The 21,886-nt window shown below is 68.9% G+C and carries 26 protein-coding genes; 18 read left to right on the top strand and 8 right to left on the bottom strand.

Annotation, left to right across the window (positions count from 1 at the left end; all coding sequences use genetic code 11):
• Positions 1-21: 21 nt before the first annotated feature.
• Entirely contained in the window at positions 22-801 is a 780-nt protein-coding gene (locus H5411_RS09495; RefSeq protein ID WP_183123601.1) for an IclR family transcriptional regulator, read from the bottom strand.
• 243 nt (positions 802-1,044) lie between these two features.
• On the opposite strand from H5411_RS09495, the gene H5411_RS09490 reads away from it, so the two are divergent.
• The 5 genes from H5411_RS09490 to H5411_RS09470 are packed head-to-tail and all read left to right on the top strand — an operon-like array spanning position 1,045 to position 5,599.
• Positions 1,045-2,271 (top strand): MurT ligase domain-containing protein, encoded by a 1,227-nt coding sequence (locus H5411_RS09490; protein WP_101437238.1) that lies wholly within the window; start codon positions 1,045-1,047, stop codon positions 2,269-2,271.
• Complete coding sequence (locus tag H5411_RS09485; protein ID WP_101437239.1) at positions 2,264-2,971, top strand: type 1 glutamine amidotransferase; 708 nt, start codon at positions 2,264-2,266, stop codon at positions 2,969-2,971. Before H5411_RS09490 ends, H5411_RS09485 begins: the two co-directional genes overlap by 8 nt.
• A 59-nt stretch (positions 2,972-3,030) precedes the next feature.
• A complete protein-coding gene (locus H5411_RS09480) occupies positions 3,031-4,389 on the top strand; it encodes a HAMP domain-containing sensor histidine kinase (RefSeq protein ID WP_183123600.1) in 1,359 nt (452 codons plus the stop codon).
• Positions 4,390-4,391: 2 nt separating this feature from the next.
• A complete protein-coding gene (locus tag H5411_RS09475) occupies positions 4,392-5,060 on the top strand; it encodes a response regulator transcription factor (protein WP_009084133.1) in 669 nt (222 codons plus the stop codon).
• On the top strand, positions 5,057-5,599 hold the full coding sequence (locus H5411_RS09470) for a chloramphenicol phosphotransferase CPT family protein (protein WP_183123599.1): 543 nt from the start codon (positions 5,057-5,059) through the stop codon (positions 5,597-5,599). Before H5411_RS09475 ends, H5411_RS09470 begins: the two co-directional genes overlap by 4 nt.
• On the opposite strand, the gene H5411_RS09465 is transcribed toward H5411_RS09470, so the two are convergent.
• The 3 genes from H5411_RS09465 to H5411_RS09455 are packed head-to-tail and all read right to left on the bottom strand — an operon-like array spanning position 5,588 to position 7,143.
• Positions 5,588-5,989, bottom strand: coding sequence for a CoA-binding protein (locus H5411_RS09465; protein ID WP_183123598.1), 402 nt, complete (start codon positions 5,987-5,989; stop codon positions 5,588-5,590). The genes H5411_RS09470 and H5411_RS09465 overlap by 12 nt on opposite strands.
• 41 nt (positions 5,990-6,030) lie before the next feature.
• Complete coding sequence (locus tag H5411_RS09460) at positions 6,031-6,597, bottom strand: hypothetical protein (RefSeq protein WP_183123597.1); 567 nt, start codon at positions 6,595-6,597, stop codon at positions 6,031-6,033.
• A gap of 42 nt (positions 6,598-6,639) precedes the next feature.
• On the bottom strand, positions 6,640-7,143 hold the full coding sequence (locus tag H5411_RS09455) for a VOC family protein (RefSeq protein WP_183123596.1): 504 nt from the start codon (positions 7,141-7,143) through the stop codon (positions 6,640-6,642).
• 152 nt (positions 7,144-7,295) lie between these two features.
• On the opposite strand from H5411_RS09455, the gene H5411_RS09450 reads away from it, so the two are divergent.
• Together H5411_RS09450 and H5411_RS09445 are read left to right on the top strand one after the other, a co-directional pair.
• A complete protein-coding gene (locus H5411_RS09450; protein ID WP_101437244.1) occupies positions 7,296-8,093 on the top strand; it encodes a 2-keto-4-pentenoate hydratase in 798 nt (265 codons plus the stop codon).
• Positions 8,090-8,851 (top strand): 2-keto-4-pentenoate hydratase, encoded by a 762-nt coding sequence (locus tag H5411_RS09445; protein WP_376772112.1) that lies wholly within the window; start codon positions 8,090-8,092, stop codon positions 8,849-8,851. Before H5411_RS09450 ends, H5411_RS09445 begins: the two co-directional genes overlap by 4 nt.
• On the opposite strand, the gene H5411_RS09440 is transcribed toward H5411_RS09445, so the two are convergent.
• On the bottom strand, positions 8,841-9,698 hold the full coding sequence (locus tag H5411_RS09440; protein WP_183123595.1) for an alpha/beta fold hydrolase: 858 nt from the start codon (positions 9,696-9,698) through the stop codon (positions 8,841-8,843). The two genes, H5411_RS09445 and H5411_RS09440, sit on opposite strands and share 11 nt — an antisense overlap.
• A 4-nt stretch (positions 9,699-9,702) precedes the next feature.
• Entirely contained in the window at positions 9,703-10,173 is a 471-nt protein-coding gene (locus tag H5411_RS09435) for a DUF1579 family protein (protein ID WP_101437246.1), read from the bottom strand.
• A gap of 51 nt (positions 10,174-10,224) precedes the next feature.
• Between H5411_RS09435 and H5411_RS09430 the strand changes: the two genes are divergently transcribed.
• From H5411_RS09430 to H5411_RS09395, 8 genes are all read left to right on the top strand, one after another.
• Positions 10,225-10,659, top strand: a complete 435-nt coding sequence (locus H5411_RS09430; protein WP_101437247.1) for a MarR family winged helix-turn-helix transcriptional regulator — start codon at positions 10,225-10,227, stop codon at positions 10,657-10,659.
• Between the two features lie 62 nt (positions 10,660-10,721).
• A complete protein-coding gene (locus tag H5411_RS09425) occupies positions 10,722-11,159 on the top strand; it encodes a hypothetical protein (RefSeq protein WP_101437248.1) in 438 nt (145 codons plus the stop codon).
• Between the two features lie 32 nt (positions 11,160-11,191).
• Entirely contained in the window at positions 11,192-12,829 is a 1,638-nt protein-coding gene (boxC, locus tag H5411_RS09420) for a 2,3-epoxybenzoyl-CoA dihydrolase (protein ID WP_101437249.1), read from the top strand.
• Positions 12,830-12,833: 4 nt separating this feature from the next.
• A complete protein-coding gene (gene boxB, locus H5411_RS09415; protein ID WP_101437250.1) occupies positions 12,834-14,255 on the top strand; it encodes a benzoyl-CoA 2,3-epoxidase subunit BoxB in 1,422 nt (473 codons plus the stop codon).
• A 10-nt stretch (positions 14,256-14,265) separates the two neighbouring features.
• Complete coding sequence (locus H5411_RS09410) at positions 14,266-15,828, top strand: benzoate-CoA ligase family protein (RefSeq protein WP_183123594.1); 1,563 nt, start codon at positions 14,266-14,268, stop codon at positions 15,826-15,828.
• Positions 15,829-15,841: 13 nt separating this feature from the next.
• The gene (locus tag H5411_RS09405) at positions 15,842-16,696 is read left to right on the top strand and encodes an amidohydrolase family protein (protein WP_183123593.1); all 855 of its coding nucleotides are present in this window, start codon (positions 15,842-15,844) and stop codon (positions 16,694-16,696) included.
• Positions 16,697-16,881: 185 nt separating this feature from the next.
• Positions 16,882-17,376 carry a winged helix-turn-helix transcriptional regulator gene (locus H5411_RS09400; RefSeq protein WP_009084100.1) on the top strand — a complete coding sequence of 165 codons (495 nt, stop codon included), beginning with the start codon at positions 16,882-16,884 and terminating at the stop codon, positions 17,374-17,376.
• 183 nt (positions 17,377-17,559) lie between these two features.
• Positions 17,560-18,063: a sigma-70 family RNA polymerase sigma factor gene (locus tag H5411_RS09395; protein WP_220816730.1), complete on the top strand. Its 504-nt coding sequence runs from the start codon at positions 17,560-17,562 to the stop codon at positions 18,061-18,063.
• A gap of 17 nt (positions 18,064-18,080) precedes the next feature.
• On the opposite strand, the gene H5411_RS09390 is transcribed toward H5411_RS09395, so the two are convergent.
• The gene (locus H5411_RS09390; protein ID WP_183123592.1) at positions 18,081-18,533 is read right to left on the bottom strand and encodes a MarR family winged helix-turn-helix transcriptional regulator; all 453 of its coding nucleotides are present in this window, start codon (positions 18,531-18,533) and stop codon (positions 18,081-18,083) included.
• A gap of 108 nt (positions 18,534-18,641) precedes the next feature.
• On the opposite strand from H5411_RS09390, the gene H5411_RS09385 reads away from it, so the two are divergent.
• Positions 18,642-19,772: a dipeptidase gene (locus H5411_RS09385; protein WP_183123591.1), complete on the top strand. Its 1,131-nt coding sequence runs from the start codon at positions 18,642-18,644 to the stop codon at positions 19,770-19,772.
• 37 nt (positions 19,773-19,809) lie between these two features.
• Positions 19,810-20,232: a lipopolysaccharide assembly protein LapA domain-containing protein gene (locus H5411_RS09380; protein ID WP_101437257.1), complete on the top strand. Its 423-nt coding sequence runs from the start codon at positions 19,810-19,812 to the stop codon at positions 20,230-20,232.
• A gap of 9 nt (positions 20,233-20,241) precedes the next feature.
• Here H5411_RS09380 and H5411_RS09375 read toward each other — a convergent pair whose 3' ends face one another.
• Positions 20,242-20,997 (bottom strand): maleylpyruvate isomerase mycothiol-dependent enzyme family protein, encoded by a 756-nt coding sequence (locus H5411_RS09375; RefSeq protein WP_376772111.1) that lies wholly within the window; start codon positions 20,995-20,997, stop codon positions 20,242-20,244.
• Positions 20,998-21,089: 92 nt separating this feature from the next.
• Between H5411_RS09375 and H5411_RS09370 the strand changes: the two genes are divergently transcribed.
• Complete coding sequence (locus tag H5411_RS09370; protein WP_101437259.1) at positions 21,090-21,881, top strand: Abi-alpha family protein; 792 nt, start codon at positions 21,090-21,092, stop codon at positions 21,879-21,881.
• Positions 21,882-21,886: the final 5 nt, after the last annotated feature.

The following is a 21,886-nucleotide window of genomic DNA, read 5'->3' as shown; positions in this document are numbered from 1 at the left end:
AACCCGATCTGGTGAAAGACCTCAGCGGTTACGCACGTACCCGAGCCGCATCGACAACGCGGCCGCGGTCCCGGCCACCGTCGCGCCCAGTTCGTCCGCCCGGCGCAGCACCCGGGTCGCTGGCCCGGCGACGCTGATCGCCGCGATCGGACGGCCCGAGTGGTCCCGCACGGCCGCCGCGACGCAGCCGACGTCCGGCTCGTTTTCCAGGTCGTCCACGGCCCAGCCGCGACGCCGGGTCCGCGCCAGTTCGTCCAGCAGCCGGACCGGATCATTGATGGTCTTGAGGGTGAGGCTGTCCAGCTTCATCCGGCGCACGCGCTCCACCCGATCGGCCTCGGGCAGCGCGGCCAGCCAGGCTTTCCCCAGCGACGTCGCGTGCTGCGGCCGTCGAGTACCGAGGCGGCAGGAGAGCGTGACCGCGCTGGCGCTGCGTTCGGTCGCGACGTAGACCATCGCGTCGTTGTCCGGCACCGCGAGGTACGTCGTCTCTCCGGAACGTTCGGCCAGCGCGGTGAGATACCGCGGCGCGCAGCGGTGCAGGTCGGTCGCCGCCATCGCGCGGGCGCCCAGCTCGACCAGCCGGGTGCCGAGCCGCACGCGTCCGGTGACGGTGTCCGCCTCCAGGAACTCCAGCCGCTTCAGGGTGCCGACGATCCGGTACGCCGCGCTGCGCGACAAGCCCAGTTGCCGGGCGAGCGCGTTCGTGGAGATTTCCTGGTGCTGCCCGACGTGTTCGAGCACCGCCAGCCCGCGCTCCAGGGTGCCGCTTTGGTCCAGCCCGCGTACTGCTGCGTCCACGTTCGCCCTCCGCCTGTCGCTCTGCGTTCCCGGTCACCGGTGCGTGGTGCCATCAAGCGGGGTTGGACGCTAACACCTCCGATGTATGGACGGAAGATCTTGACCGATCCCTGTCATTTGGCGAGTCGGAGGTTGCTCCGAATGGTTCAACCTCCGATCGGTAAGACTACTTACAAAGAGTAGCGGAGACTGGAGTCACCCTCTCAGGAAATTCACAGCACTCGTGCCGCACGGTTTGTCGTGATGTCCACACGTCTGCGCACCCGGGCGTCGGTCGCTGCCGGGCGGCTGACGGCGTGGTTTTCCCGTACCGCCCGGCTGGGCCGCGGCGGGGTGATCGGCGGACGCGTCACGCTGCGGCTCGACCCCAAGGCGCTGCGCAGGCTCGGTCAAGACCGCACGGTCGTGATCGTCACCGGCACGAACGGCAAGACCACTACGTCGCTGATGCTGACCCGCGCGCTCGAAGCTCTCGCCGAGGTCGCGCACAACGGCGACGGCGCGAACATGCCCGACGGCCTGGTGGCCGCTCTCGCTGCCCGCCCAGACGCGCCGTACGCGGTGCTGGAGGTGGACGAAACCTACGTTCCGTGGGTGGCCGAGCAGGTGCAGCCGGCGGCGCTCGTGCTGCTCAACCTCAGCCGTGACCAGCTCGACCGTGTCGGCGAGGTCCGGATGATGGAGCGCGACCTGCGTGCCGCGTTCGCCGGGCTGTCGCGCACGGTCGTGGTCGCGAACTGCGACGACGTCCTGGTCACGTCGGCGGCCGCCGCGGCGGCGCGCCCGGTGTGGGTCGGCACCGGACGGCGCTGGTCGGGCGATTCCGTCTCCTGCCCGCGCTGCGGCGGCGCGATCACCCACACGGACCGCGAATGGCGCTGCGCGGTCTGCGCGTTCGCTCGCCCGGAGCCGACCTGGACCCTCGACGGCGACCTGGTCCACACGCCCGGCGGCCGGCAAGTCGACCTCGACCTGCGGCTGCCCGGCGAGGCCAACCGGGCGAACGCCGCTCTCGCGCTCGCCGCCGCGCACTGCGTGGGCGTACCGCCGCACACCGCCGCGGCCCGGCTGCGCACAATCACCGATATCGGCGGGCGATACCGCACGATTCGCCGCACCCGGCACTCCGTGCGGCTGATGCTTGCGAAAAATCCGGCTGGCTGGGCCGAAACGTTGCGGGTGCTCGACGAGGACACCCCGGTCGTCGTCGCGGTCAACGCGCACGAGGCGGACGGCCGCGACCTCTCCTGGCTCTGGGACGTGCACTTCGAGCGGTTGCGCGGCCGTCAGGTCGTTGTCGCCGGCGAGCGATGCGCGGATCTCGCGGTGCGGCTTTGCTACGCCGAGGTGCCGCACTGGTCGGAGCCGGACCCGGTCGCCGCGATCGACACGCTGCCGCCCGGCGGCGTCGAACTCGTCGCGAACTACACTGCTTTCCGTGACCTGGTGGACCGGTTGCCGGATGTCTGATTCGACGGTCGGCATCGGCCTTTTGCTTCCCGAGGTGCTGGGGACGTACGGCGACTCCGGCAACGCACAGGTGCTCTGCAAACGCTTGCAATGGCGCGGTTACGACGCCGAGGTGGTGCCGGTTTCGCTGGACTCCTCGGTGCCGTCCACATTGGACCTCTACCTGCTCGGCGGCGGGGAGGACATGGCGCAGGTGCTGGCCGCGGACTTCCTGCGCAACTCGCCGGGCCTGCGGAGCGCCGCGAACGCCGGACGCCCGGTGTTCGGCGTGTGCGCGGGCCTGCAGATCCTGGGCAACCGTTTCCGCGGCGTCGACGGCGTCGAACACGCCGGGCTGGGGCTGCTCGATCTCGTCACCGAGCCGGCGCAGCAGCGTGCGGTGGCCGAGCTGATCGCCGAACCGAACCTGCTCGAGACGCCGCTGACCGGCTTCGAAAACCACCAGGGCGCAAGCGTGCTCGGGCCGGGCAGCACGCCGCTGGGGCGCGTCGTCCGGGGGACCGGCAACGGCGACGGCACCGAGGGCGCGGTCACCGACCACGTCATCGGCACCTACCTTCACGGCCCGGCGCTGGCGCGCAATCCCGAGCTCGCTGACCTGCTGTTGTCCTGGGTGATGGGCCACGCGCTGAAGCCGTTGGAGCTGGCTGAGGTGGACACGCTGCGCTCGGAGAGGCTGGCCGCCCGCCGCGCCCGATGACGTCACTCGCTGCTCGTTACGCTGCGTGCGTGAGACTTGTCGCTGCAGCAGGCGTCCGGATGCGGACAACCGCGGTTGCCGTGTTGGCGCTCGCGCTGGCCATCGCGACCGCGTGCGTCGTCGTGGTGCTCTTGCTGCAGCAGTCACTCGATCGAAGCGTCACCGAGAGCGCGCGCAGTACCGCGCGGCAGGTTGCCGTCCAACTCGTGCGCGCGGGTGCGCGAGACCTGTCGCCGAGCGATGTCGCGAGCACTGGCGACACTGAAGCCGTGACGCAGGTACTCGGGCCGCGAAGCACGCCTATCGCGAGCGACCCGTCGATTGTCGGCCGTCCGGCCATCACCGCCGCGCGCCCGGCTCCGGGGCAGGAAACCGTCGAGACGTTGCCGCTCGGTCTAGACGGTGACGGCAGTGAGTACCGCTTGGTCTCGGAAGGCGTCAACGGGCCGGGTGGGCCGTTCACCGTCATCTCCGCACGCTCGCTTGAGCCAGTCACCGAAGCCTCGACGCGGCTTACGCTGCTGCTAGGCCTGATCTCGCTGCCACTGCTCGGTATCGCCGGCTTCGCGGTGTACCGCTCGGTCGGCTCTGCGCTGCGCCCGGTGGAGCGGATGCGGCGCACTGTCGCCGAGATCTCTACGCGCGACCTCGCGTTGCGCGTACCGCTGCCCCCTGGCGGCGACGAGGTGCACCGGCTCGCTGTCACGCTGAACGAGATGCTCGAACGGCTAGGGTCCGCGCAAGCCGCGCAACGCCGCTTCGTCGCCGACGCGAGCCATGAGCTGCGCTCGCCGCTGTCGACCATCAGTACCGCGCTCGACGTTTCGAACCAGCACCCGGAGACCACCGACGAACTGGTGCCGGTGATTACGCGCGAGACTGCGCGCCTGCGAGAGCTGGTTGACGACCTCCTGATGCTCGCGCGTACCGATGACGCCACCGACCGGCCCGCGCGCACTGAAGTCGATCTAGACGACATCGTCCGCGCCGAAGCCGAACGCGTACGCGGCGAAGCAGCTGTCGAGATCGAAGTACGCGCGAGGCCGGCGAAGGTGCGTGGCAGTGAGGCGCAGCTGCGTCGCGCCGTACGCAACCTCGTCGACAACGCGTGCGGACACGCACGCAAGCGGATCCGAATTGCGAGTTCGGTGCAGAATGAGATGGTTGTGGTGGAGGTGAGTGACGACGGCCCGGGCGTCGCCGAGGACGACCGGGAGCGGGTGTTCGAGCGGTTTGTGCGACTGGACGCGTCGCGACGGCGCGGCGGGACGGGACTGGGCCTGTCGATCGTGGCCGGCATCGCGGCCCGGCACGGCGGCCGCGCGCGGTACGTCGACGTGGCCGACCCGAGCTACCCGGGCGCGCATTTCGTGATCGAACTGCCGAGCATCGAACTGCCCCGGATCGAGGAGGACTGAGCATGCGGTTGCTGATCGTGGAGGACGAGCTGGAGTTCGCCGAAACCCTTCGCCGCGGCCTGGTCGCCGAGGGATTCACGGTGAACGTGGCGCACACCGGCCGGGACGGGCTCTGGTCGGCGATGGAGCACGATTACGACGCCGTGGTGCTCGACATCATGCTTCCCGAGCTTTCCGGCTACGAAGTGCTGAAACGATTGCGGGCCGCGGAGAATTGGACGCCGGTGCTGATGCTCACGGCGAAGGACGGCGAATACGACGAGGCGGACGCATTCGACCTCGGCGCGGACGATTATCTCTCGAAACCGTTTTCGTTCGTCGTGTTGCTGGCTCGGCTGCGGGCGTTGCTCCGCCGGGGCGCACCGGCTCGTCCGGCAGTGCTGACCGCCGGGGATTTGCAGCTGGACCCGGCTGCTCGCACTGTTCACCGGGGAGAGACGCGGATCGAGCTGACCGCGCGCGAGTTCGGATTGCTGGAGTTCCTGCTGCGCCGGCAAGGGGCGGCGCTGACGAAGAACGAAATCCTCGGCCACGTTTGGGACGCGCATTACGAGGGCGACGAGAACGTGGTCGAGGTTTATGTCGGGTATTTGCGGCGGAAGATCGACGCGCCGTTCGGGACGCGGACGATCGAGACGGTGCGCGGGGTGGGGTACCGGCTCGTCGGATGAGCGGGCATATCGTTTTTCTCAATGGCGCGTCCAGTTCCGGAAAGTCGAGTATCGCGGCGGAACTGCTGGATTCGCTGCCGGGCCCGTATTTCTACCTGCCGAGGGACGCGATCAACAGCATGCGTTCGCGAACCCGGACACCCCAATTCGGCACGCCGGAGTTCGGCGAGGTTTTCGAACGGACTGTGCGCGGCTATCACCGAGCGCTGGCCGGGCTCGCGGCGGCGGGCAACGGCGTGATCGCCGACCATGTGCTCCGGCCCCATTGGCTCGCCGATTGCCTGGAAGTGTTGCGGGAGCAGGAAGTCACGTTCGTGGGCGTGCACTGCCCGCTGCCGGAACTGCGGCGGCGGGAACAGGCGCGAGGCGATCGCCCCGCCGGGTTAGCGGAGCGGCAATACCCGATCGTGCACGCCCATGGCGTTTATGATCTCGAATGCGACACGTCGGTGCATAGTCCGAAGGAATGTGCACAGATAATCGCGGAGTTCATCGCGAAACCCGGGCGTTCCCAAGCGTTCCAGCGGCTAACTCACTGAAATCCCCGCCACTGCCCGTACCACGGCGGTGCACCGGTCCTCGACATACTCCATCCCGGCCTCGGACGCGATCCGCCGTGCCTCCGCCGACACGATTCCTTGCTGCAGCCACAACGCCTTGGCTCCGATCGCGACCGCGGAGCGCGCGATGTCGGGTGCTTCCTCAGCCGGACGGAAGACGTCCACCAGGTCCACCGGCTCCGGAATGTCCTCCAGCGACCGGTACACCTTCTCGCCGAGCAACTCGGTCGCCGACGGGTGCACCGGGATGATCCGGAAACCGTGCGCCTGCAGCGAAGCCGGTACGCCGTGCGCGGCCTTGCCCGGGTCGCGGCTCAGGCCGACGACGGCGATCGTGCGCGCGTTGGCGAGGATCTCTTCAGGCTTCATACTTGGATAAACACCTTGCAGTGGCTCGGGATTCCGCGTCGTCACAGCCGCCACAACCGCAGGCCGCGGACGCGGTACACCGGCCACAGCACCTGCCACGGCGACCGCCGCAGGAACGCGGAACTGCATGCCAGAACATTGCGCGCGACGGTCGAAGCGACTTCCTGCCGGTCTGGCCAGGCTTCGCCGCGGGTGCCGAGGGCCAGGCGGAAGACGGTCAGCAACCCGCGTCCTTGCAGGTCATAGCGGGCACCGGTGTCGCCCGCGTCCGGTAGAAGACGGGCGATTTCGTCTCGGAAGGCGACGGCGACAGCCGCACCCGCGGGCACGTCGGCGACGCTGTCCACGATCGCGCGGCCATGCAGCCGACGCGCAAATCGCGTAAGCAGCCGTCGCTCCCACCAGGGCAGCAGGCGACGGTGCGCCAGCAGCGCGGCACACTCGCGGTGGCCGAGGGCGAAAACCTCGGCGAGCTCGTCGTACCGGCTGACCGCGGTCGGCTCCGCCAGATGCAGCCGCACCTCGAAGCGGACTCGCGCGATCAGGTCGTCGATCGCTTCCCGCCGGTCGAGCCGTGCTTTCCGCCGCGAAGCCGCCCAGTCGCCCATGGGCTCACACTCTGAGCCCGGCGGCGCACCGAGTCCAGTGGTTCAGCCGATCTTCGACCCGTACATCTCGCCGAGGTCGTCCGCGATCAGCTCGATCCGCGCGCCGTCCGGGTCGGTGAAGTAGATCGACGTGCCGCTTTCCTCCTGGTACTTCACGCCCGCCGCGTCGAGCCGGGAGCGTGCGGCCGCCCAGGCTTCCGGGGTGAGCGACAAGGCCAGGTGGTGCAGTCCGCCGAGCACCTCCGCGTACGGGCCGAGGTCGAGGCCCGGCAGGTCGAAGAACGCGACCGCGTTGCCATTGCCGACGTCGAAGAAGAAGTGGCTCGACCCCGGGTAGTCGCGGTTTTCGATCAGCTCGGTGAGCGGGAAGCCCAGCACGTCCTGGTAGAAGGTGATCGTCCGCTCGACGTCGCTGGACAGCAGCGCGGTGTGGTGGATGCCGCGGCCGACGGTCGCCGGGCGTTCCGCCGCGGGGTGCAGGTGCTGCTCCCGCAGCCGGTCGCGGACCTGGGCGAGCTGGGCGACTTCGGTCTCAGTGGGTGCCATTTCGGGTCACGTCCTCTCGGGGAGCTGATACGGAGAACGGTACGCCCAAAAACTCTCGCGCGCAAGAAGTTATCTGGCGAGAGAAATAGCGCGTACCGGTGAATGGAACGATCGGGTTGGCTCGCGCGGCGAGGTCAGGCAAAGTTCGGCCCGTGGAACCCGCTGAGCTGCAGGACGCCGTCGCGCTGCTGACGAGCGCGTACGAGCGCCACGAGCCGATCGATCCGCTCGTGAAGACCTTCCCCGACGCGACCATCGAAGACGCCTACCGCGTGCAGCAGGAGCAAGTCCGCGCGTGGGTGGCGGCGGGCGACGTGGTGCGCGGCCACAAGGTCGGCCTCGCCTCCGCGGCGATGCAGCGCCAGATGGGCGTGAACCAGCCCGACTTCGGGCACCTCACCAGCTCGATGTTCCTGCTCGAACACCAGCCGATCCCGACGACCCGGTTCCTGCAGCCGCGCATCGAACCGGAGATCGCGTTCGTGCTCGGCGAGCCGCTGCGCGGCCCGGGCGTGACCGTCGCCGACGCCGTCCGGGCGGTCGACTTCGTGCTTCCGTCGCTGGAGATCGTCGACTCGCGCGTCCGCGACTGGAAAATCTCGATCTTCGACACCGTCGCGGACAACGCGTCGTCCGGCGGGGTCATCCTGGGCAGCAGCCCGACCAACCTGCGCGACGTCGACCTGCGGCTCGCCGGGTGCACGCTGCACGTCAACGGACAGCTCGCGGCCACCGGCGCGGGCGGGGCAGTGCTGGGTTCGCCGATCAACGCCCTGGTCTGGCTGGCCAACACCGTCGGCCCGCTCGGCGTGACACTGGAGCCCGGCCACGTGGTACTGCCCGGTTCGATGACCGCGGCGCAGACCGTCCGCCCCGGCGACACGGTCGTGGCGACCATGGCCGGCCTGGGCAGTGTGACCGCGGTGTTCGCGCCGGAGGAGGACAAGTGACCGCCGGTATCACTGCCGCAGCGCAGGAATTGCTCAACCGGACTGCCGAAAGCGCGCAGCTCACCGACACCTGGCCGGACCTCGACCTGGCCACGGCGTACGCGATCCAGGACGAAGCCCTGCGGCTGCGCCAGGAACGCGGCGAGACGCTGATCGGGGTGAAGCTCGGGCTCACGTCGCGTGCGAAGCAGCAGCGGATGGGCGTCGCGGAACCGCTGCTCGCCTGGCTGACCGACGCGATGGTGCTGCCCGCGGGCGCGCCGATACCGCAGCTCATCCACCCGCGCGCGGAGCCGGAACTGGTGTTCGTGCTCGGCGAGCGACTCTCTGGTCCGGGTGTCACCGCGGCTACCGCTCTCGCCGCGGTTTCCCAGGTGTACGGCGGGATCGAGATCATCGACAGCCGTTACCGCGATTACCGGTTCACGCTGCCGGACGTCGTCGCGGACAACGGTTCGTCCGCGCTGTTCGGACTCGGCCCGGTCGGCCGTCCACCGTCCTCATTGGACCTTTCGCTGGAAGCCGCGCTGGTCGAGGTGGACGGGCAGATCGTCGACACCGCGACCGGCGCCGCGGTCCAGGGCCATCCGGCGGAGGCGCTGGCGCTGGCGGCGAATTCCCTGGCCGCACGCGGATTGGCACTCGAACCGGGCTGGCTCGTGCTGACCGGCGGGATGACCGACGCCGTCGAACTGCGCCCGGGGTCCCGCGTCGCCGCGCACTTCTCGAACCTGGGTTCGGTGACGATCAGCGGGTAGCGAGCCGTTTGATCCCGGCGATCACCCGCGGCCACACCTCACGCGGCAGGTCGTGTCCCATGCCGGGGATCAGGTCGAGGTCGGCGCCCAGCGCGCGGGCCGTCGCGCGGCCGCCGGACACGTGCACGAGCGGGTCGGCCGTACCGTGAATGACCAGCGACGGCACGGAAAGCCGGCGCAGATCGGCGGTCCGGTCGCGGGAGGACAGGATCGCGGCGAGCTGCCGGAACACGCCCGCCGGGTTGAGGCCGCGGTCGTAGGTGCGTTCCGCGCGCTGGCGGAAATGGTCCTCGTCGAACACGTAGCCGGGCGAGCCGATCAGCCGGGACGTGCGCACTAGTTGCGTCACGTAATCCTCCCGCGTGCGCGGCCCCGGGGCCAGCATCGCGAGCGCGGCCCGCGGGCTGGGCAGGCCGACGGTTCGCGCGCCGGTGGTCGACATGATCGAGGTCAGCGTCCGCACCCGCCGCGGGTGCCGGATCGCGAACTCCTGCGCGATCATCCCGCCCATCGACGTGCCGACCACGTGCGCGCTTTCGATGCCGAGGGCGTCGAGCAGTTTGCCCGCGTCGTCGGCCAGGTCGCCGAGCGAGTACGGCGCGGACCGCAGAAAGTACGCGAGCGGCAGGCTGGCCCGGCCGGTCCACCACTGCGAGCGCCCGACGTCGCGGTTGTCGAAGCGGTGCACGTGGAAGCCGGCCTCGGCGAGCTGGACGCAGAACTCGTCGTCCCACCAGATCATCGGCGCGGCGAGGCCCATCACCAGCAGCAACGGCGGCGCGGACGGATCGCCGAACGATTCGTGGCACAGGGTGATGCCGTCGGCCTCGATGGTCTGCTCGGTCATGGGATCAGTCTCGCGCACTCCGGAAGTAGCGAGCGCGAAGGAACGGGCGGAAGTCGTCGTCCGAACCGAGACGAACGTCGATTTCGTGGGTGAGGACGTCGCCTTCCGGGGTGATCCGGTGAGCCGCGACGCCGCGTTCGGTGTGCTTTTCGAGGTGCAGCGTGCCGTCGCGCCAGCCGCCGCGGGCCGGAACGCTGGGCGGGAAACCGTAGCTGTCGAAGCCGAACCACAGCGTGTCGCCGGTGGCCGGGTCGACGGTGAAGACGTGATGTCCCAGCATTCGCGTGCCGTCTTCGCGGGTCTGGACGTAGTCCTCCAGCACCGCGAATCCGTCGAGTGCGCGGCGGTAACTGCAGGTGGCCGTCGCGGTCGCGGCGGGCGCCCAGGGCGCGGCGGCGAGGTCTTCGGTGCCGGACCAGTCTCCGACGAGGGCGGCGAGGGCTTCGTGTGCGGCGCCGACGACGGGCAATTCCATAGCGTCCCCTCCAGTTCGACAGGTGCCTGTCGTTCCGGAACACTAGCACGCATGCCTCCGAGGACGCGCCGTGCAGAAGCCCTTACCCAGCTCGTCAACGAGATCTTCGTGGCGAATGGCGCGCTGCTGGCCGTCGGTGACGCGCTCACCGCGGAAGCGGGCTTGACCGCCGCGCAATGGCAGGTCGTCGGCTTCCTCGAAGACGGTCCGGCGACCGCAGCGGAGTTGGCGCGGCGTCGGGGGCTGCGGCGGCAGAGCGTGCAGGAGACAGTGAACCGCCTGCTGCGAGACGGAATGCTCTCGCGCACTGACAATCCGGACGACGCCCGCGCTCCGCTGTTGCGGCTTACCGCCAAGGCGCGGGCGGCTCTGCGTCTTCTTGGCCCCCGGCAGGCTGAGTGGGCGGACGCCGTCGCTTCGCGGTTGCCCTCCGCGGATGTGGAAACGACCCTGCGCACGCTTCGCGCCTTGCGCGATCTGGTCTGACGGCCGCCCTCCGGGTACTCTCACGCTAGAGCGTTCTATCAAATCGCAAGGGGGCGAGCGGCGTGGACGTTCTGCGCGAGAAGGGACTCGGTCCGCTGCGGGTGATCCTGGCGTTCACCCTGGTCAGCACGATCCTGCACTACTCCCACAACGTCGTGCGCGCGGCGGATTACCCGCAGGTCCCGGGGATCAGCGTGCTGGCCACGCAGATCGTGGTGGCGGCGAGCTGGGTGGTTTTCACCGTGTTCGGCGCGCTCGGCTATCGCGCCTACGTGCGCGGCCAGTACTGGCGTTCGCTCGCGTTTCTGCTGGTCTACTCACTGTCCGGGCTGGCGAGCGCGGGGCATTTCCTGGTCGGCGTGCCGCGGGTCCCGGCGTTCTGGTTCGCGACGATCTTCACCGACACGTTCGCGGCGGTCGCGCTGTGGGTATTCGGGTGCTGGGCGGCGACGCGGCTCAACCGGGTGAGCGTTGCCGGGCAAATGTCTACACAACATTGACGTTCGTTGAAACGATGTAGACAATCAAGGGCGTGACCACCACCACACCTGTCACGTTCGAGCGGCATCCGGACACCTACCGGCACTGGCGGCTGACCGTCGACGGCGAGGTCGCCTGGCTGGAGATGGACGTCGACGAGCAGGGCGGCCTCGTGCCCGGGTACGAGCTGAAGCTCAACTCGTACGACCTCGGCGTCGACATCGAGTTCTACGACGCCACGCAGCGGCTGCGGTTCGAACATCCGCAGGTGCGCGCGGTGATCGTGACGAGCGCCAAGGACAAGGTGTTCTGCGCCGGTGCCAATATCCGGATGCTCGCCGCCTCGCCGCACGAGTGGAAGGTGAACTTCTGCAAGTTCACCAACGAGACCCGCAACGGCATCGAGGACGCCACCGAGTTCTCCGGCCAGACCTATCTCGCGGCGGTGAACGGCAGCTGCGCCGGCGGTGGCTACGAAATAGCGCTGGCCTGCGAAAAGATCCTGCTCGTGGACGACAACTCGTCCACCGTCGCGTTGCCCGAGGTGCCGTTGCTCGGCGTGCTGCCCGGCACCGGCGGGCTCACGCGCGTGGTCGACAAACGGCGCGTCCGCCGGGATCTCGCGGATGTGTTCGCGACGCGGCCGGACGGGGTCAAGGGCCGGACCGCGGTCGACTGGCGGTTGGTGGACGAGCTGGTGCCGCGCGTCGGGTTCCGCGAAAAGGTGCTGGAGCGGGCGCACGAACTGGCCGCCGAATCCGACCGGTTGCCGGCCGAACAGGGGATCGAGCTGGCCCCGCTGGAGCCGTCGGTGACCGACGACGGGATCGAATACCGGCACGTCCGCGTCGCGTACGACCGGCCGAACTCGCTGGTCACGCTCACTGTGCTCGGCCCGTCGGGCGAACCTCAGCTCGACGGCTGGCTGCTGCGGCTGACCCGCGAGCTGGACGACGCGATCCTGCGGCTGCGCACGAACGAACCGGAACTCGGCACCTGGGTCCTGCGCACCGAAGGCGATCCGGAGCAGGTGCTCGCGCACGAGGAGGTCGTGCTCAGCGGGAAAGACTGGCTGAGCAACGAAATCCTGCACTACTACAAGCGCACGCTGAAGCGGCTGGACGTCACCAGCCGCACCTTGATCGCGTTGATCGAACCGGGCAGCTGCTTCGCGGGCAGCCTGCTCGAGCTGGCCTTCGCGGCGGACCGGCAGTACCTGCTGGACGGGCCGCCGATCGACGACGAGGATTCGCCGGAACGCGCGTCGATCACCTTGTCCGAAGCCAATTTCGGCGTTTTCCCGATGGGCAACGGGCTGTCCCGGCTTCAGTCGCGGTTTTACGGCGACGACGACCATCTGACGTGGCTGGCCCGCGAACGCGACCGTCCGCTCAGCGCCGCGGAAGCCGTCGAACTCGGCCTGGTCACCGACGCCCCGGACGACCTCGACTGGGAGGACGAGATCCGGATCGCGCTGGAAGGCCGGGCCTCGCTGTCGCCGGACGCGCTCACCGGGATGGAGGCGAACCACCGGTTCGTCGGCCCCGAAACGATCGAAACCAAGATCTTCGGGCGGCTGACCGCCTGGCAGAACTGGATCTTCACCCGACCGAACGCCTCCGGGCCCGAGGGCGCGCTGCGTCGCTACGGCACCGGGCAGAAGGCGGTCTTCGACAGGAAGCGGGTCTGAACCGATGCCCGAAAAGATCGACTACGACGCGAAAATCCCGAACAACGTCCACCTCGCCGACGACCGCAGGCTGCAGCGGGCGCTGGAGGGCTGGCAGCCGAAATTCATGAACTGGTGGGGCGAGATGGGCCCCACGCTGGAAACCGAGGGCGTCTATCTGCGCACCGCGGTGAGCGTCGGCCGCGACGGCTGGGCGCACTTCGACCACGTCAACGTGCCGGACTACCGCTGGGGCATCTTCCTCGCCGAGCGGGAACCGGACCGGCGGATCGCGTTCGGCGAGCACGCCGGCGAACCGGTGTGGCAGCAGGTGCCCGGCGAGTACCGCGCCGACCTGCAGCGGCTGATCGTGATCCAAGGCGACACCGAACCGGCGTCGGTCGAGCAGCAGCGACTGCTCGGGCTCACCGCGCCTTCCCTGTACGACCTCCGCAATCTCTTCCAGGTGAATGTGGAAGAGGGCCGGCACCTGTGGGCGATGGTGTACCTGCTGCACGCCTACTTCGGCCGCGAAGGCCGGGACGAGGCCGAGGGTTTGCTGCTGCGCAACTCCGGCAGCCCCGACGCGCCGCGCATCCTCGGCGCGTTCAACGAGGAAACGGCCGACTGGCTCGCGTTCTACATGTTCACGTACTTCACCGACCGCGACGGGAAATACCAGCTCGGCACGTTGAAGGAAAGCTCGTTCGACCCGCTGTCGCGCACCTGCGAGTTCATGCTCAAGGAGGAGGCGCACCACATGATGGTGGGCACCACCGGCGTCGACCGGGTGGTGCAGCGCAGCGCCGAGCTCATCCGCGAGCACGACACGTACGACATCGCGTCGCACGGCGGGATCCCGCTCGACATCATCCAGCGGTACCTGAACTTCCACTACGCGGTGTCGCTCGACCTGTTCGGCAGCGAAACGTCGACGAACGCGGCGAACTACTACACCGCGGGGCTCAAGGGCCGCTGGCAGGAGACGCGGCGCAAGGACGACCACAAGCTCACCGAGGACAGCCGTCTGCTGGAACGTCCGCGCGACGACGGGACCTGGACGTCCGAGGAGATGCAGGCCATCCTGCTGCTGAATCTCGACCTGCGCGACGAGTACAGGGCGGACTGCCAGACCGGCGTGAACCGGTGGAACAAGATCCTCGCCGACGCCGGCATCGACTTCCGGTTCGCGTTGCCGCACCCTGGTTTCAACCGCGAGGTGGGCATAAACTCCGGCCACCACATCACTCCGGACGGCAGCATCGTCGACGAGGCGACGTGGGAGGCAGCGCGGCACAAATGGCTGCCGACGGCCGAGGACCTGACGTTCGTCCGGTCGCTCATGCACCCGGTGTACGAGCGCGGGAAGATCGCCAGCTGGGTCGCGCCGCCGAGGCAGGGCATCAACGGCAAACCTTTCGACTACGAGTACGTGTACCTCACCTGAGGGGGCACCGATGACGGTTCCCGCGAACTTCAACGCCGCGGAGTACCTGCTCGGCCAAGGCCGTCCGGACGCGCTCGCGGTCGTTTCGCCGCGGCGCACGCTCAGCTACGCCGAACTCGCCGCCGAGACCCACCGGGTCGCGTCCGGGTTGCGCGCTCTCGGCGTGCGCCCGGAGGAGCGGGTGATGTTCTGCATGGTCGACGACGTCGAATTGCTGAGCGGGATCCTCGGCGCGATGCTCATCGGCGCGGTCGCGGTGCCGGTGTCCACGATGGTCACCGGGCTGGAACTCGGTCAGGTGCTCGCCGATTCGCGGGCGCGGGTGCTGTGCGTGTCCGGGGAGTTCTCGGCGCAGGCGGCGGGCGCGCTGACCGGTGCGCCCGAGGTGACCGACGTGGTGCTCGACCGGGCGGATCCGGCGGAATTCCCCGCTGGAGTGCGGACGCATCGGTGGCCGCTGACCGCGACGGACGACGTCGTGGCTTCGCCGACTTGGGAGGATTCGCCCGCGCTGTGGCTGTACACGTCGGGCACGACCGGACAGCCGAAGGGCGCGATGCACCGGCACGGGAGCATCCGCGCGGTGTGCTCGACTTATGCTTCGCAGGTGCTGGGAGTGTCCTCTTCGGACCGGTTCTTGTCAGTGCCCAAGTTGTTCTTTGCTTACGGTCTAGGGAATTCGGCGTTCTTCCCGCTCTCTTGTGGAGGGACGACGCTGCTGGAACCGGCACGTCCGACTCCGGGAATCATCGCCGCACGGGCGCGGGCGGACCGGCCGACCTTGTTCTTCGGGGTGCCGACGTTCTATGCCGCGCTGCTGGCCAGTGACGTGCCGGACGATTCGTTTTCCTCAGTGCGGCATGCGGTTTCGGCTGGGGAGCCGTTGCCGTCCGCGTTGTTCACGCGCTTTCGCGAGCGGTTCGGCGTGGAGATCCTGGACGGGATCGGGTCGACCGAGGCGTTGCATATTTTTCTCTCGAACCAGCCGGGTGCGGTGCGGCCGGGCAGCACTGGGGTCGCGGTGCCGGGGTACTCCGTCGAGATCCGGGACGAACAGGGCGCGGTCATTTCGGAAGCCGGGCGGCCGGGCGAACTGTTCGTGTCCGGTCCGTCGATCGCCACCGGGTATTGGGCGCGGTATGAGACTACGAAACAGGTTTTCCAGGGTCCGTGGCTGCGGACCGGGGACAGTTACGTCCGCAACTCGGACGGCACCTACACGTGTCTCGGCCGGTTCGGGGACATGTTGAAGGCGGGCGGGATCTGGGTGTCTCCGGCCGAAGTGGAGGAACGACTGCTGCAGCATCCGGCCGTTGCCGAGGTGGCGGTGGTCGCCGCGCCGGACGAAGACGGGTTGGACAAACCAGTGGCGTGCGTGGTTGCCGCGCCTTCGGCCACTGTGGACGCTGGCGAGCTGATCGAGTTTTGCCGCGAGGGCTTGGCGGCGTTCAAACGACCGCGGGGCGTGGTGGAGATGGCCGAGCTGCCCAAGACCGCGACCGGGAAGATCCGGCGGAACGTGATCCGCGAAATGGTGCGCGAGTCGCTGCGCGTGCCGCAGCCGCAATCGTGATCGACTGGCCGGCATGATCGACGAGCATTTCGTGGTGGACGCTCACGTGCACACCCCGCGGCTGCCCACCCTCAAGCCCGCGTGGCTGGACTGGGCGCGCGACTTCGCCGGAGACTACCCGTGGCGCACGGTGTACGACGCGGACGGCACGGTGATCCCCGCGGCGCTGGACGACCTGATGGCGCGCGAGGGCGTCGACCGGGTGCTGTTGTTCTGTGAATACAGTCCGCGGGCTACCGGCATCCAGGCGATTGAAGACAATCTGCCGTTGGTCGAGTACAACCCGGAGCGGTTCCGGCTGGTGGCCAACGTGAACCCGCATCTGCACTATCCGCTGGTCGACGAGGTGGAACGCCAGCTCGCGCTGGGTGCGGTGGCGTTGAAGATCCACCCCGTGCACGGCGCGTTTTCCCCGGCGGACAAGGAGTTGTACCCGGTGTACGCCTTGTGCTCCGAACGCGGGGTCCCGGTGATCCTCCACTCTGGACTGTCGGTGTTCCCGGGTTCACGTGCCAGCTATGGGGATCCTTCGCTGCTGTCCGATGTGGTCGAAGACTTCCCGTCGGTGAACTTCGTGTTCGCGCACGGCGGGCGGGGCTGGTGGTATGACGTGGCGGCGTTCATGGCTCAGGCGCGGCCGAACGTCTGGCTCGACCTCGCCGGGCTGCCGCCGAAGAAACTGCCGGAGTATTACGCGCGGTTCGACCTGGTGCGGTTGGCTCGGAAGTGGATTTTCGGCACTGATTGGCCTGGCGTGCCGGGAACCGCGGTCAACGTCCGTGCGGTAGCCGATCTGGGTTTGCCCGCGGAGGTCCTGGACGGTGTTCTGTCCGGCAACGCTCTACGGCTGATGCCCGGCTTGCGCTGAGTTGCTTCCGCAAGATGCACGACTCCGCTGAGGTCGAGGAAGCGGAGGTTCGTCGCCCCACCAGCCTTGCCAGTCATGGTTTTCTCACGGGTTCGACGTGTTTGAGCATCGATCCGCCCACTTGTCTTCTGCAAGCACTATGCCGAAGGTGATGGTAAAGTGCAAGTGCTTGGAGGAGGTGTGCGATGCCGGACGGTCCGCGCTCGGGGTGCCCGATCAACGCCGCGATCGAGGTCGTCGGCGATCGCTGGAGCCTGCTGGTCCTGCGTGACGTGATGTTCGGCGACCGGCGGCATTTCCGGCAACTGCAGTCGCAGTCCGAGGAGGGAATCGCGTCGAATATCCTCGCCGACCGATTGCGCACGCTGACCGAAGCGGGATTGCTTACGCGCGATTCGGCCGGTCGCGGACAGCGCGCGACGTACAGTTTGACCGAAGCGGCAATTCAGCTGGTGCCGGTTTTGGTGCAGCTCGGAAGCTGGGGTTTGCGGCATCGGCCGACGACGCCGGAATTGCGCGTGCGCGCGGAACTGCTGGAGGCCGGCGGGCCGCCGCTGTGGGAGGAATTCATGGCGGAGCTTCGGGAGCGGCACCTGGGAATCCCGCGTCCGGGCGGGGACGGGCCGACGGCCACGGAACGCTTGGCGGCGGCTTATGCGGAGGCTGTCGCTCGGGGCTGATTCCCGGTGCCTCCGGCCGGTTTGTCGACCTGGCTTGGTTTCCTGCGCATGCGCGTGGCACCCGCCCCAGCCCTGGATACATCCACTCGAAGTTGATCACTCGATTCGGCGCTTGCCCCGCTGAAACGGATCCGTCGCGATGCCCGGCCCGTCAGTCTTCCCGACCGAGGAAGGGAGCCGGGAATGCGGGACGAGGACGAGGTGCGCCGGTTGTCGACGAAAATGAACCGGGTCGTCGGAGCGAACCCGGGCTTTCGCGCCGACGCGGACGACGCTTGTCAAGCGGCCTGGCTGGAATTGCTCAGCCGTCGGCCGAGCCTGCGGGATTCGAACGGCCTGGCCGGTTGGCTGACGACCGTCGCGCGGAGGCACGCACTCAGGGCGGCGGAAAATCGCGCGCGGGTGAAGTTTGTCGATGACTCGCAACTGGAGGCGCACGAGCCCGCGGATTCGCCCGAGGAAGAGACCTTGGCCAGTGAGTTGGCAGCCGCGTTATGGCGCGCGGTGGAGAAGTTCCCGGAGCGGCACCGTCGGATGATGCTCCTGCTGGCACACTGCCCGGAGCTTCGGCACGACCAACTGGCTGCCGAGCTGGGCATCTCCCCGTCGAGCGTGAGTCGGATCCGGCACCGCTGCCTGGCCGTCCTTCGACGTCGGCTGGAGTCGGAAGGCTTCAGCTATCCCTGACTGAGGGGACCTCAGGATCAGCCGTTCACCGACCGAAGCGTCCGCATGGCCTCCGCCAGCCCCGCGGCATCGGGGCCCAGCGGGGTGAGCACGATCCGCCGCAGGATTTCCGCGCAGGCGGCTCTCGCCTTGAGCGCTACCTCCAGCCCGTGCTCCGTCAGCGCGGCGAACGTCACCCGGCGGTCCTCCGGGCTCGGGACTCGGCAGATCAGATCCGCGGCGACCAGCCGGTCCGCCACCTTGGTGAAGCCTCCGCTCGACAGGGCCGCTTCGGTCGCGAGGCGGGTCATCGGCATACGGTGTTCGGGGGAACGCACCAGGCGCATCAGGATGTCGAAGGACGCGGGGGCCAGGCCGAACCGTTCGGCGAGCTCGCCCATCAGCGTGTTCTGCGTGGCCAGATAGCCCTCGATCACGAGGCCCCACCACGTCACGATCTCGTCGTCGTCCGTCTGCGGATCCGGGGTCATTTGCCGGAGTCTACCCGGATTACTTCTTGCGCGCGAGAAGTTACCTGGGCAACGAGATGTCCGCGCAGCAGCCCGCGCGGCGGAGGCTTGGCTCGTTAGGGTCGAGGCATGACCGAGCTGACTCGCGCGCAAGACCTGCTCGCCTCCACGATTCTCGCCGACGGACACAACGACCTGCCGTGGGCCCTCCGCGACAAGGCCGGTCCGAACCCGGTCGAAGCGGTGGCGGGCGTGGACCTCACGGTGCCCCAGCCGACGCTGCACACGGACTTTCCCAAACTCGCCGAAGGCAAGCTGGGCCTGCAGTTCTGGTCGGTGTACGTCCCGTGTCAGTTCGAGGGCGACAGCGCGGTCACCGCGGTCCTGGAACAGATCGAGGTGGTTTACCAGCTGGCCGAGCGCTACCCCGAGCGGCTGCGGCTGGTGACCACGGCCGACGAGGCCGAGGCGGCGTTCGCGGACGGGCGGATCGCGTCGCTGCTCGGGGCCGAAGGCGGGCACAGCATCGCCGAATCCCTCGGCGTGCTGCGGATTTTGCGCCGGCTCGGCGTCCGGTACCTGACGCTGACGCACAATTTCAACACCACCTGGGCGGACTCCGGAACCGACAAACCCGAGCACGACGGGCTCACCGAATTCGGCCGCGAGGTCGTGCGCGAGATGAACCGGATCGGCATGCTCGTGGACCTTTCCCACGTCGCGCCGAGCACCATGCGCGCCGCGCTCGACGTGTCCAGCGCGCCGGTGATCTTCAGCCACTCGTCCTGCCGCGCGGTCAACGACCATCCGCGCAACATCCCCGACGACGTGCTCGCCCAGCTGCCCGGCAACGGCGGCGTCGCGATGATCACCTTCGTGCCCGCCTTCATCTCCGCCGCGGTCACCGAATGGGACAACCAGCTCAAGGACGCGATGACCGCGGCCGGCAAGGAATTCCTCAACCTCGGCGAGCGCGGCCGGTTCGCCGACACCTGGGACGGTCCGCCCAAGCCGAAGGCGACGATCGAGGACGTCGTCGCGCACATCGAGCACGCTCGCGAGATCGCCGGGATCGACCACATCGGGCTCGGCGGCGACTACGACGGCGTCGGCGTCCTGCCGGAGGGCCTCGAGGACGTGTCGAAGTATCCGGTCCTCATCGCCGCGTTGATGGAACGCGGCTGGAGCGACGAGGACTGCGCGAAACTCGCCGGCCGCAACACGCTGCGAGTGCTGCGTGACGTCGACGCGAAGGCTTGAATTAGCGCATCACGTCGAGTGGGCGGACAATCACGATATGTCCCACGCGCGAAACGACGGCCCCGACGGGGTCTCGAAATCGGAAATTCCCGAGGCGCCGGGCACCGAGGTGCCCGGCGCACCCGACCACGCCGCCCCGGGCACCGCGCCGGGAGCCGAGCCCGGAGCGCGGCCGCCCGCCGCGAAACCCGCGGGCCGCCCCGGCAAGGGGAAGGTCAAGTCCACCCGGATCAGCGGCACCTGGGTCGCCGTGATCGTGGCGATCGTCCTGCTGGTGTTCCTGCTGGTGTTCATCCTGCAGAACCTGGACACGGCGACCGTCCACTTCCTCGGCGCGTCCGGCAGCATGCCGCTCGCGGTGGCGATGCTGTTCGCCGCCATCGCGGGTGCGGCGCTGGTCGCGCTGATCGGCGGCGCCCGCATCCTCCAGCTGCGGAAGCAGGCGCGTCGGCGACGCTGACCTGCTGCGTCAGGCCGCCGGAGCCCGCAGGCTCAGCAGGATCTCGCACACCGCGGGATCCCCGCTGAGCCGTACGCGCGCGCTCGCTTCCGCCGCGGGCAGCGTCCCGCTGCACAACCGCCAGAACGCGTCAGCGTCGGTCGTCATCGACGCGAGCGGAGTCCGGGAGGTCGCCGCGCCCCGGTCGATCGTCCAGCCGGCCGCGGTGGCGCGCGCGGTCCACCGCCCGGCCCCTTCCACCGAACAAGCCACCTGACGTCCGGTCCGCGCGGTCACCGGACGCAACGTCTGCGGCAGCGAACGCAGGAATGTGTCCACTACCGGCGTCCGGAACTCCGGCTCGTCAAGCAACGGGGCCTCCACGGCCTCCCGGACCTGCTGGTGCAGCACCCACTGCTCGGCATAGTCGCGAGCGACCGTCAGCCACAACGGCGCCTCGGCCGGTTTGTCCAGGTCTCGGTGCTTCCACAGTTCGGTCAGCTGCGTCGTGCTGTCCACGAGCATCGCGAACAGCACCTCCGGCGACAGCTGCCGACAGGCCGATACCCAAGAGGTCCCGTCCGCGAAGTGGCCGTCGCGGTCCCGCGAGAGCCGCCTGAGCTTCAGGCCGAGGATGTGCGCGGTCACGTCGTGCACGGTCCATCCGCCGTGGGCGGGCAAGGCCCACTCCGGCGTCCGGAGGTCGGAGAGGACCCCGATCAGCGCCTGTTCCTCGCGGACGAGCAGCGGCAGCACGTCGATCGGCGGTCCCCACGGCGCGGTCATGCGCGCCATCCAACACCCACTGGCCCGGCATCACAGGGCCGTTCGGCCTACTCGCAGGTAGCATCAGCGCGAACAGTTGAGGGGAGCAGCCCGTGGACTACCAGCGACCGGACGGCCGGGGCACCGCCGAGGACGTGGCCAACCTGGCCCGCCGGGCAGGCCAGCTCGCCGGATGGGCGGCGCGCACCGGCTTCGGCCTGACCCGCAAACTCCCCGGGATCGACACCGCCGAACGGGGCCTCAAGCAGGTCGAACGCGGGCTGCTGAGCGAACTGCGCCGCCGCCTCGACGAGGTCGACGATCCCTATCACGCGGCGCTGACCGCGGCGTCCGCGATGAACCGGGCCGACGTCGGCAGCCGCGCCGTCGAAACGACCGTGACGCTGGTGCCCGCCCGCGACCACGTCGAACCGCTGCGCGCGGCGATGGCCGAACTGCTCAACCACTCCATCGGCTTCGGCCGCGAGCGCGCCCGCGAGTACCTGTACGCGATCATTCTCCGCCAGCTCACGCCCGACGAGGCGCGCATCCTTTCCGCGCTGTCGGACGGCTCGCCGTTCCCGGCGATCGACGTCGCCGAGCGGACCGCCATCGGCGGCGCCGGCCGGATCGTGCTGCGCAACGCCTCGACGGTCGGCAAGGCGGCCGGGGTGTCGCTGCCGGACCAGGTGCCCGGCTACGTGACCCGGCTGATCGGCCTCGGCCTGGTCGAACTGGACGAGGAGGTGCCCGCGCTCGAGACGCAGTACGAGATCCTGCTGACCGACGAGTCGGTCCGCGAGGTGGAGAAGCAGGTGAAGCGGATCAAGATCATCCGCCGCACCATCCACGTCTCGCGGCTCGGCGCGCAGTTCTGGCAGGCCTGCGACCCGAGCCTGGGCTGAACCCG

This window comes from Amycolatopsis echigonensis (assembly GCF_014174495.1).
Lineage (GTDB): Bacteria > Actinomycetota > Actinomycetes > Mycobacteriales > Pseudonocardiaceae > Amycolatopsis > Amycolatopsis echigonensis.
The sequence above is the reverse complement of the archived record's forward strand: the minus strand, read 5'-3'. Positions and strand labels throughout refer to the sequence as shown.

What these genes read in the sequence shown, in the direction of transcription:
- H5411_RS09395 (WP_220816730.1), top strand. Translation starts at nt 17,560, where the DNA reads ATGCGGGACGAGGACGAGGTGCGCCGGTTGTCGACGAAAATGAACCGG.
- H5411_RS09385 (WP_183123591.1), top strand. Translation starts at nt 18,642, where the DNA reads ATGACCGAGCTGACTCGCGCGCAAGACCTGCTCGCCTCCACGATTCTC.
- H5411_RS09480 (WP_183123600.1), top strand. Translation starts at nt 3,031, where the DNA reads ATGCGGACAACCGCGGTTGCCGTGTTGGCGCTCGCGCTGGCCATCGCG.
- H5411_RS09490 (WP_101437238.1), top strand. Translation starts at nt 1,045, where the DNA reads ATGTCCACACGTCTGCGCACCCGGGCGTCGGTCGCTGCCGGGCGGCTG.
- H5411_RS09440 (WP_183123595.1), bottom strand. Translation starts at nt 9,698, where the DNA reads ATGACCGAGCAGACCATCGAGGCCGACGGCATCACCCTGTGCCACGAA.
- H5411_RS09485 (WP_101437239.1), top strand. Translation starts at nt 2,264, where the DNA reads ATGTCTGATTCGACGGTCGGCATCGGCCTTTTGCTTCCCGAGGTGCTG.
- H5411_RS09410 (WP_183123594.1), top strand. Translation starts at nt 14,266, where the DNA reads ATGACGGTTCCCGCGAACTTCAACGCCGCGGAGTACCTGCTCGGCCAA.
- H5411_RS09405 (WP_183123593.1), top strand. Translation starts at nt 15,842, where the DNA reads ATGATCGACGAGCATTTCGTGGTGGACGCTCACGTGCACACCCCGCGG.
- H5411_RS09380 (WP_101437257.1), top strand. Translation starts at nt 19,810, where the DNA reads ATGTCCCACGCGCGAAACGACGGCCCCGACGGGGTCTCGAAATCGGAA.
- H5411_RS09435 (WP_101437246.1), bottom strand. Translation starts at nt 10,173, where the DNA reads ATGGAATTGCCCGTCGTCGGCGCCGCACACGAAGCCCTCGCCGCCCTC.
- boxB (WP_101437250.1), top strand. Translation starts at nt 12,834, where the DNA reads ATGCCCGAAAAGATCGACTACGACGCGAAAATCCCGAACAACGTCCAC.
- H5411_RS09460 (WP_183123597.1), bottom strand. Translation starts at nt 6,597, where the DNA reads ATGGGCGACTGGGCGGCTTCGCGGCGGAAAGCACGGCTCGACCGGCGG.
- H5411_RS09390 (WP_183123592.1), bottom strand. Translation starts at nt 18,533, where the DNA reads ATGACCCCGGATCCGCAGACGGACGACGACGAGATCGTGACGTGGTGG.
- H5411_RS09455 (WP_183123596.1), bottom strand. Translation starts at nt 7,143, where the DNA reads ATGGCACCCACTGAGACCGAAGTCGCCCAGCTCGCCCAGGTCCGCGAC.
- H5411_RS09475 (WP_009084133.1), top strand. Translation starts at nt 4,392, where the DNA reads ATGCGGTTGCTGATCGTGGAGGACGAGCTGGAGTTCGCCGAAACCCTT.
- H5411_RS09375 (WP_376772111.1), bottom strand. Translation starts at nt 20,997, where the DNA reads ATGACCGCGCCGTGGGGACCGCCGATCGACGTGCTGCCGCTGCTCGTC.
- H5411_RS09430 (WP_101437247.1), top strand. Translation starts at nt 10,225, where the DNA reads ATGCCTCCGAGGACGCGCCGTGCAGAAGCCCTTACCCAGCTCGTCAAC.
- H5411_RS09465 (WP_183123598.1), bottom strand. Translation starts at nt 5,989, where the DNA reads ATGAAGCCTGAAGAGATCCTCGCCAACGCGCGCACGATCGCCGTCGTC.
- H5411_RS09400 (WP_009084100.1), top strand. Translation starts at nt 16,882, where the DNA reads ATGCCGGACGGTCCGCGCTCGGGGTGCCCGATCAACGCCGCGATCGAG.
- H5411_RS09470 (WP_183123599.1), top strand. Translation starts at nt 5,057, where the DNA reads ATGAGCGGGCATATCGTTTTTCTCAATGGCGCGTCCAGTTCCGGAAAG.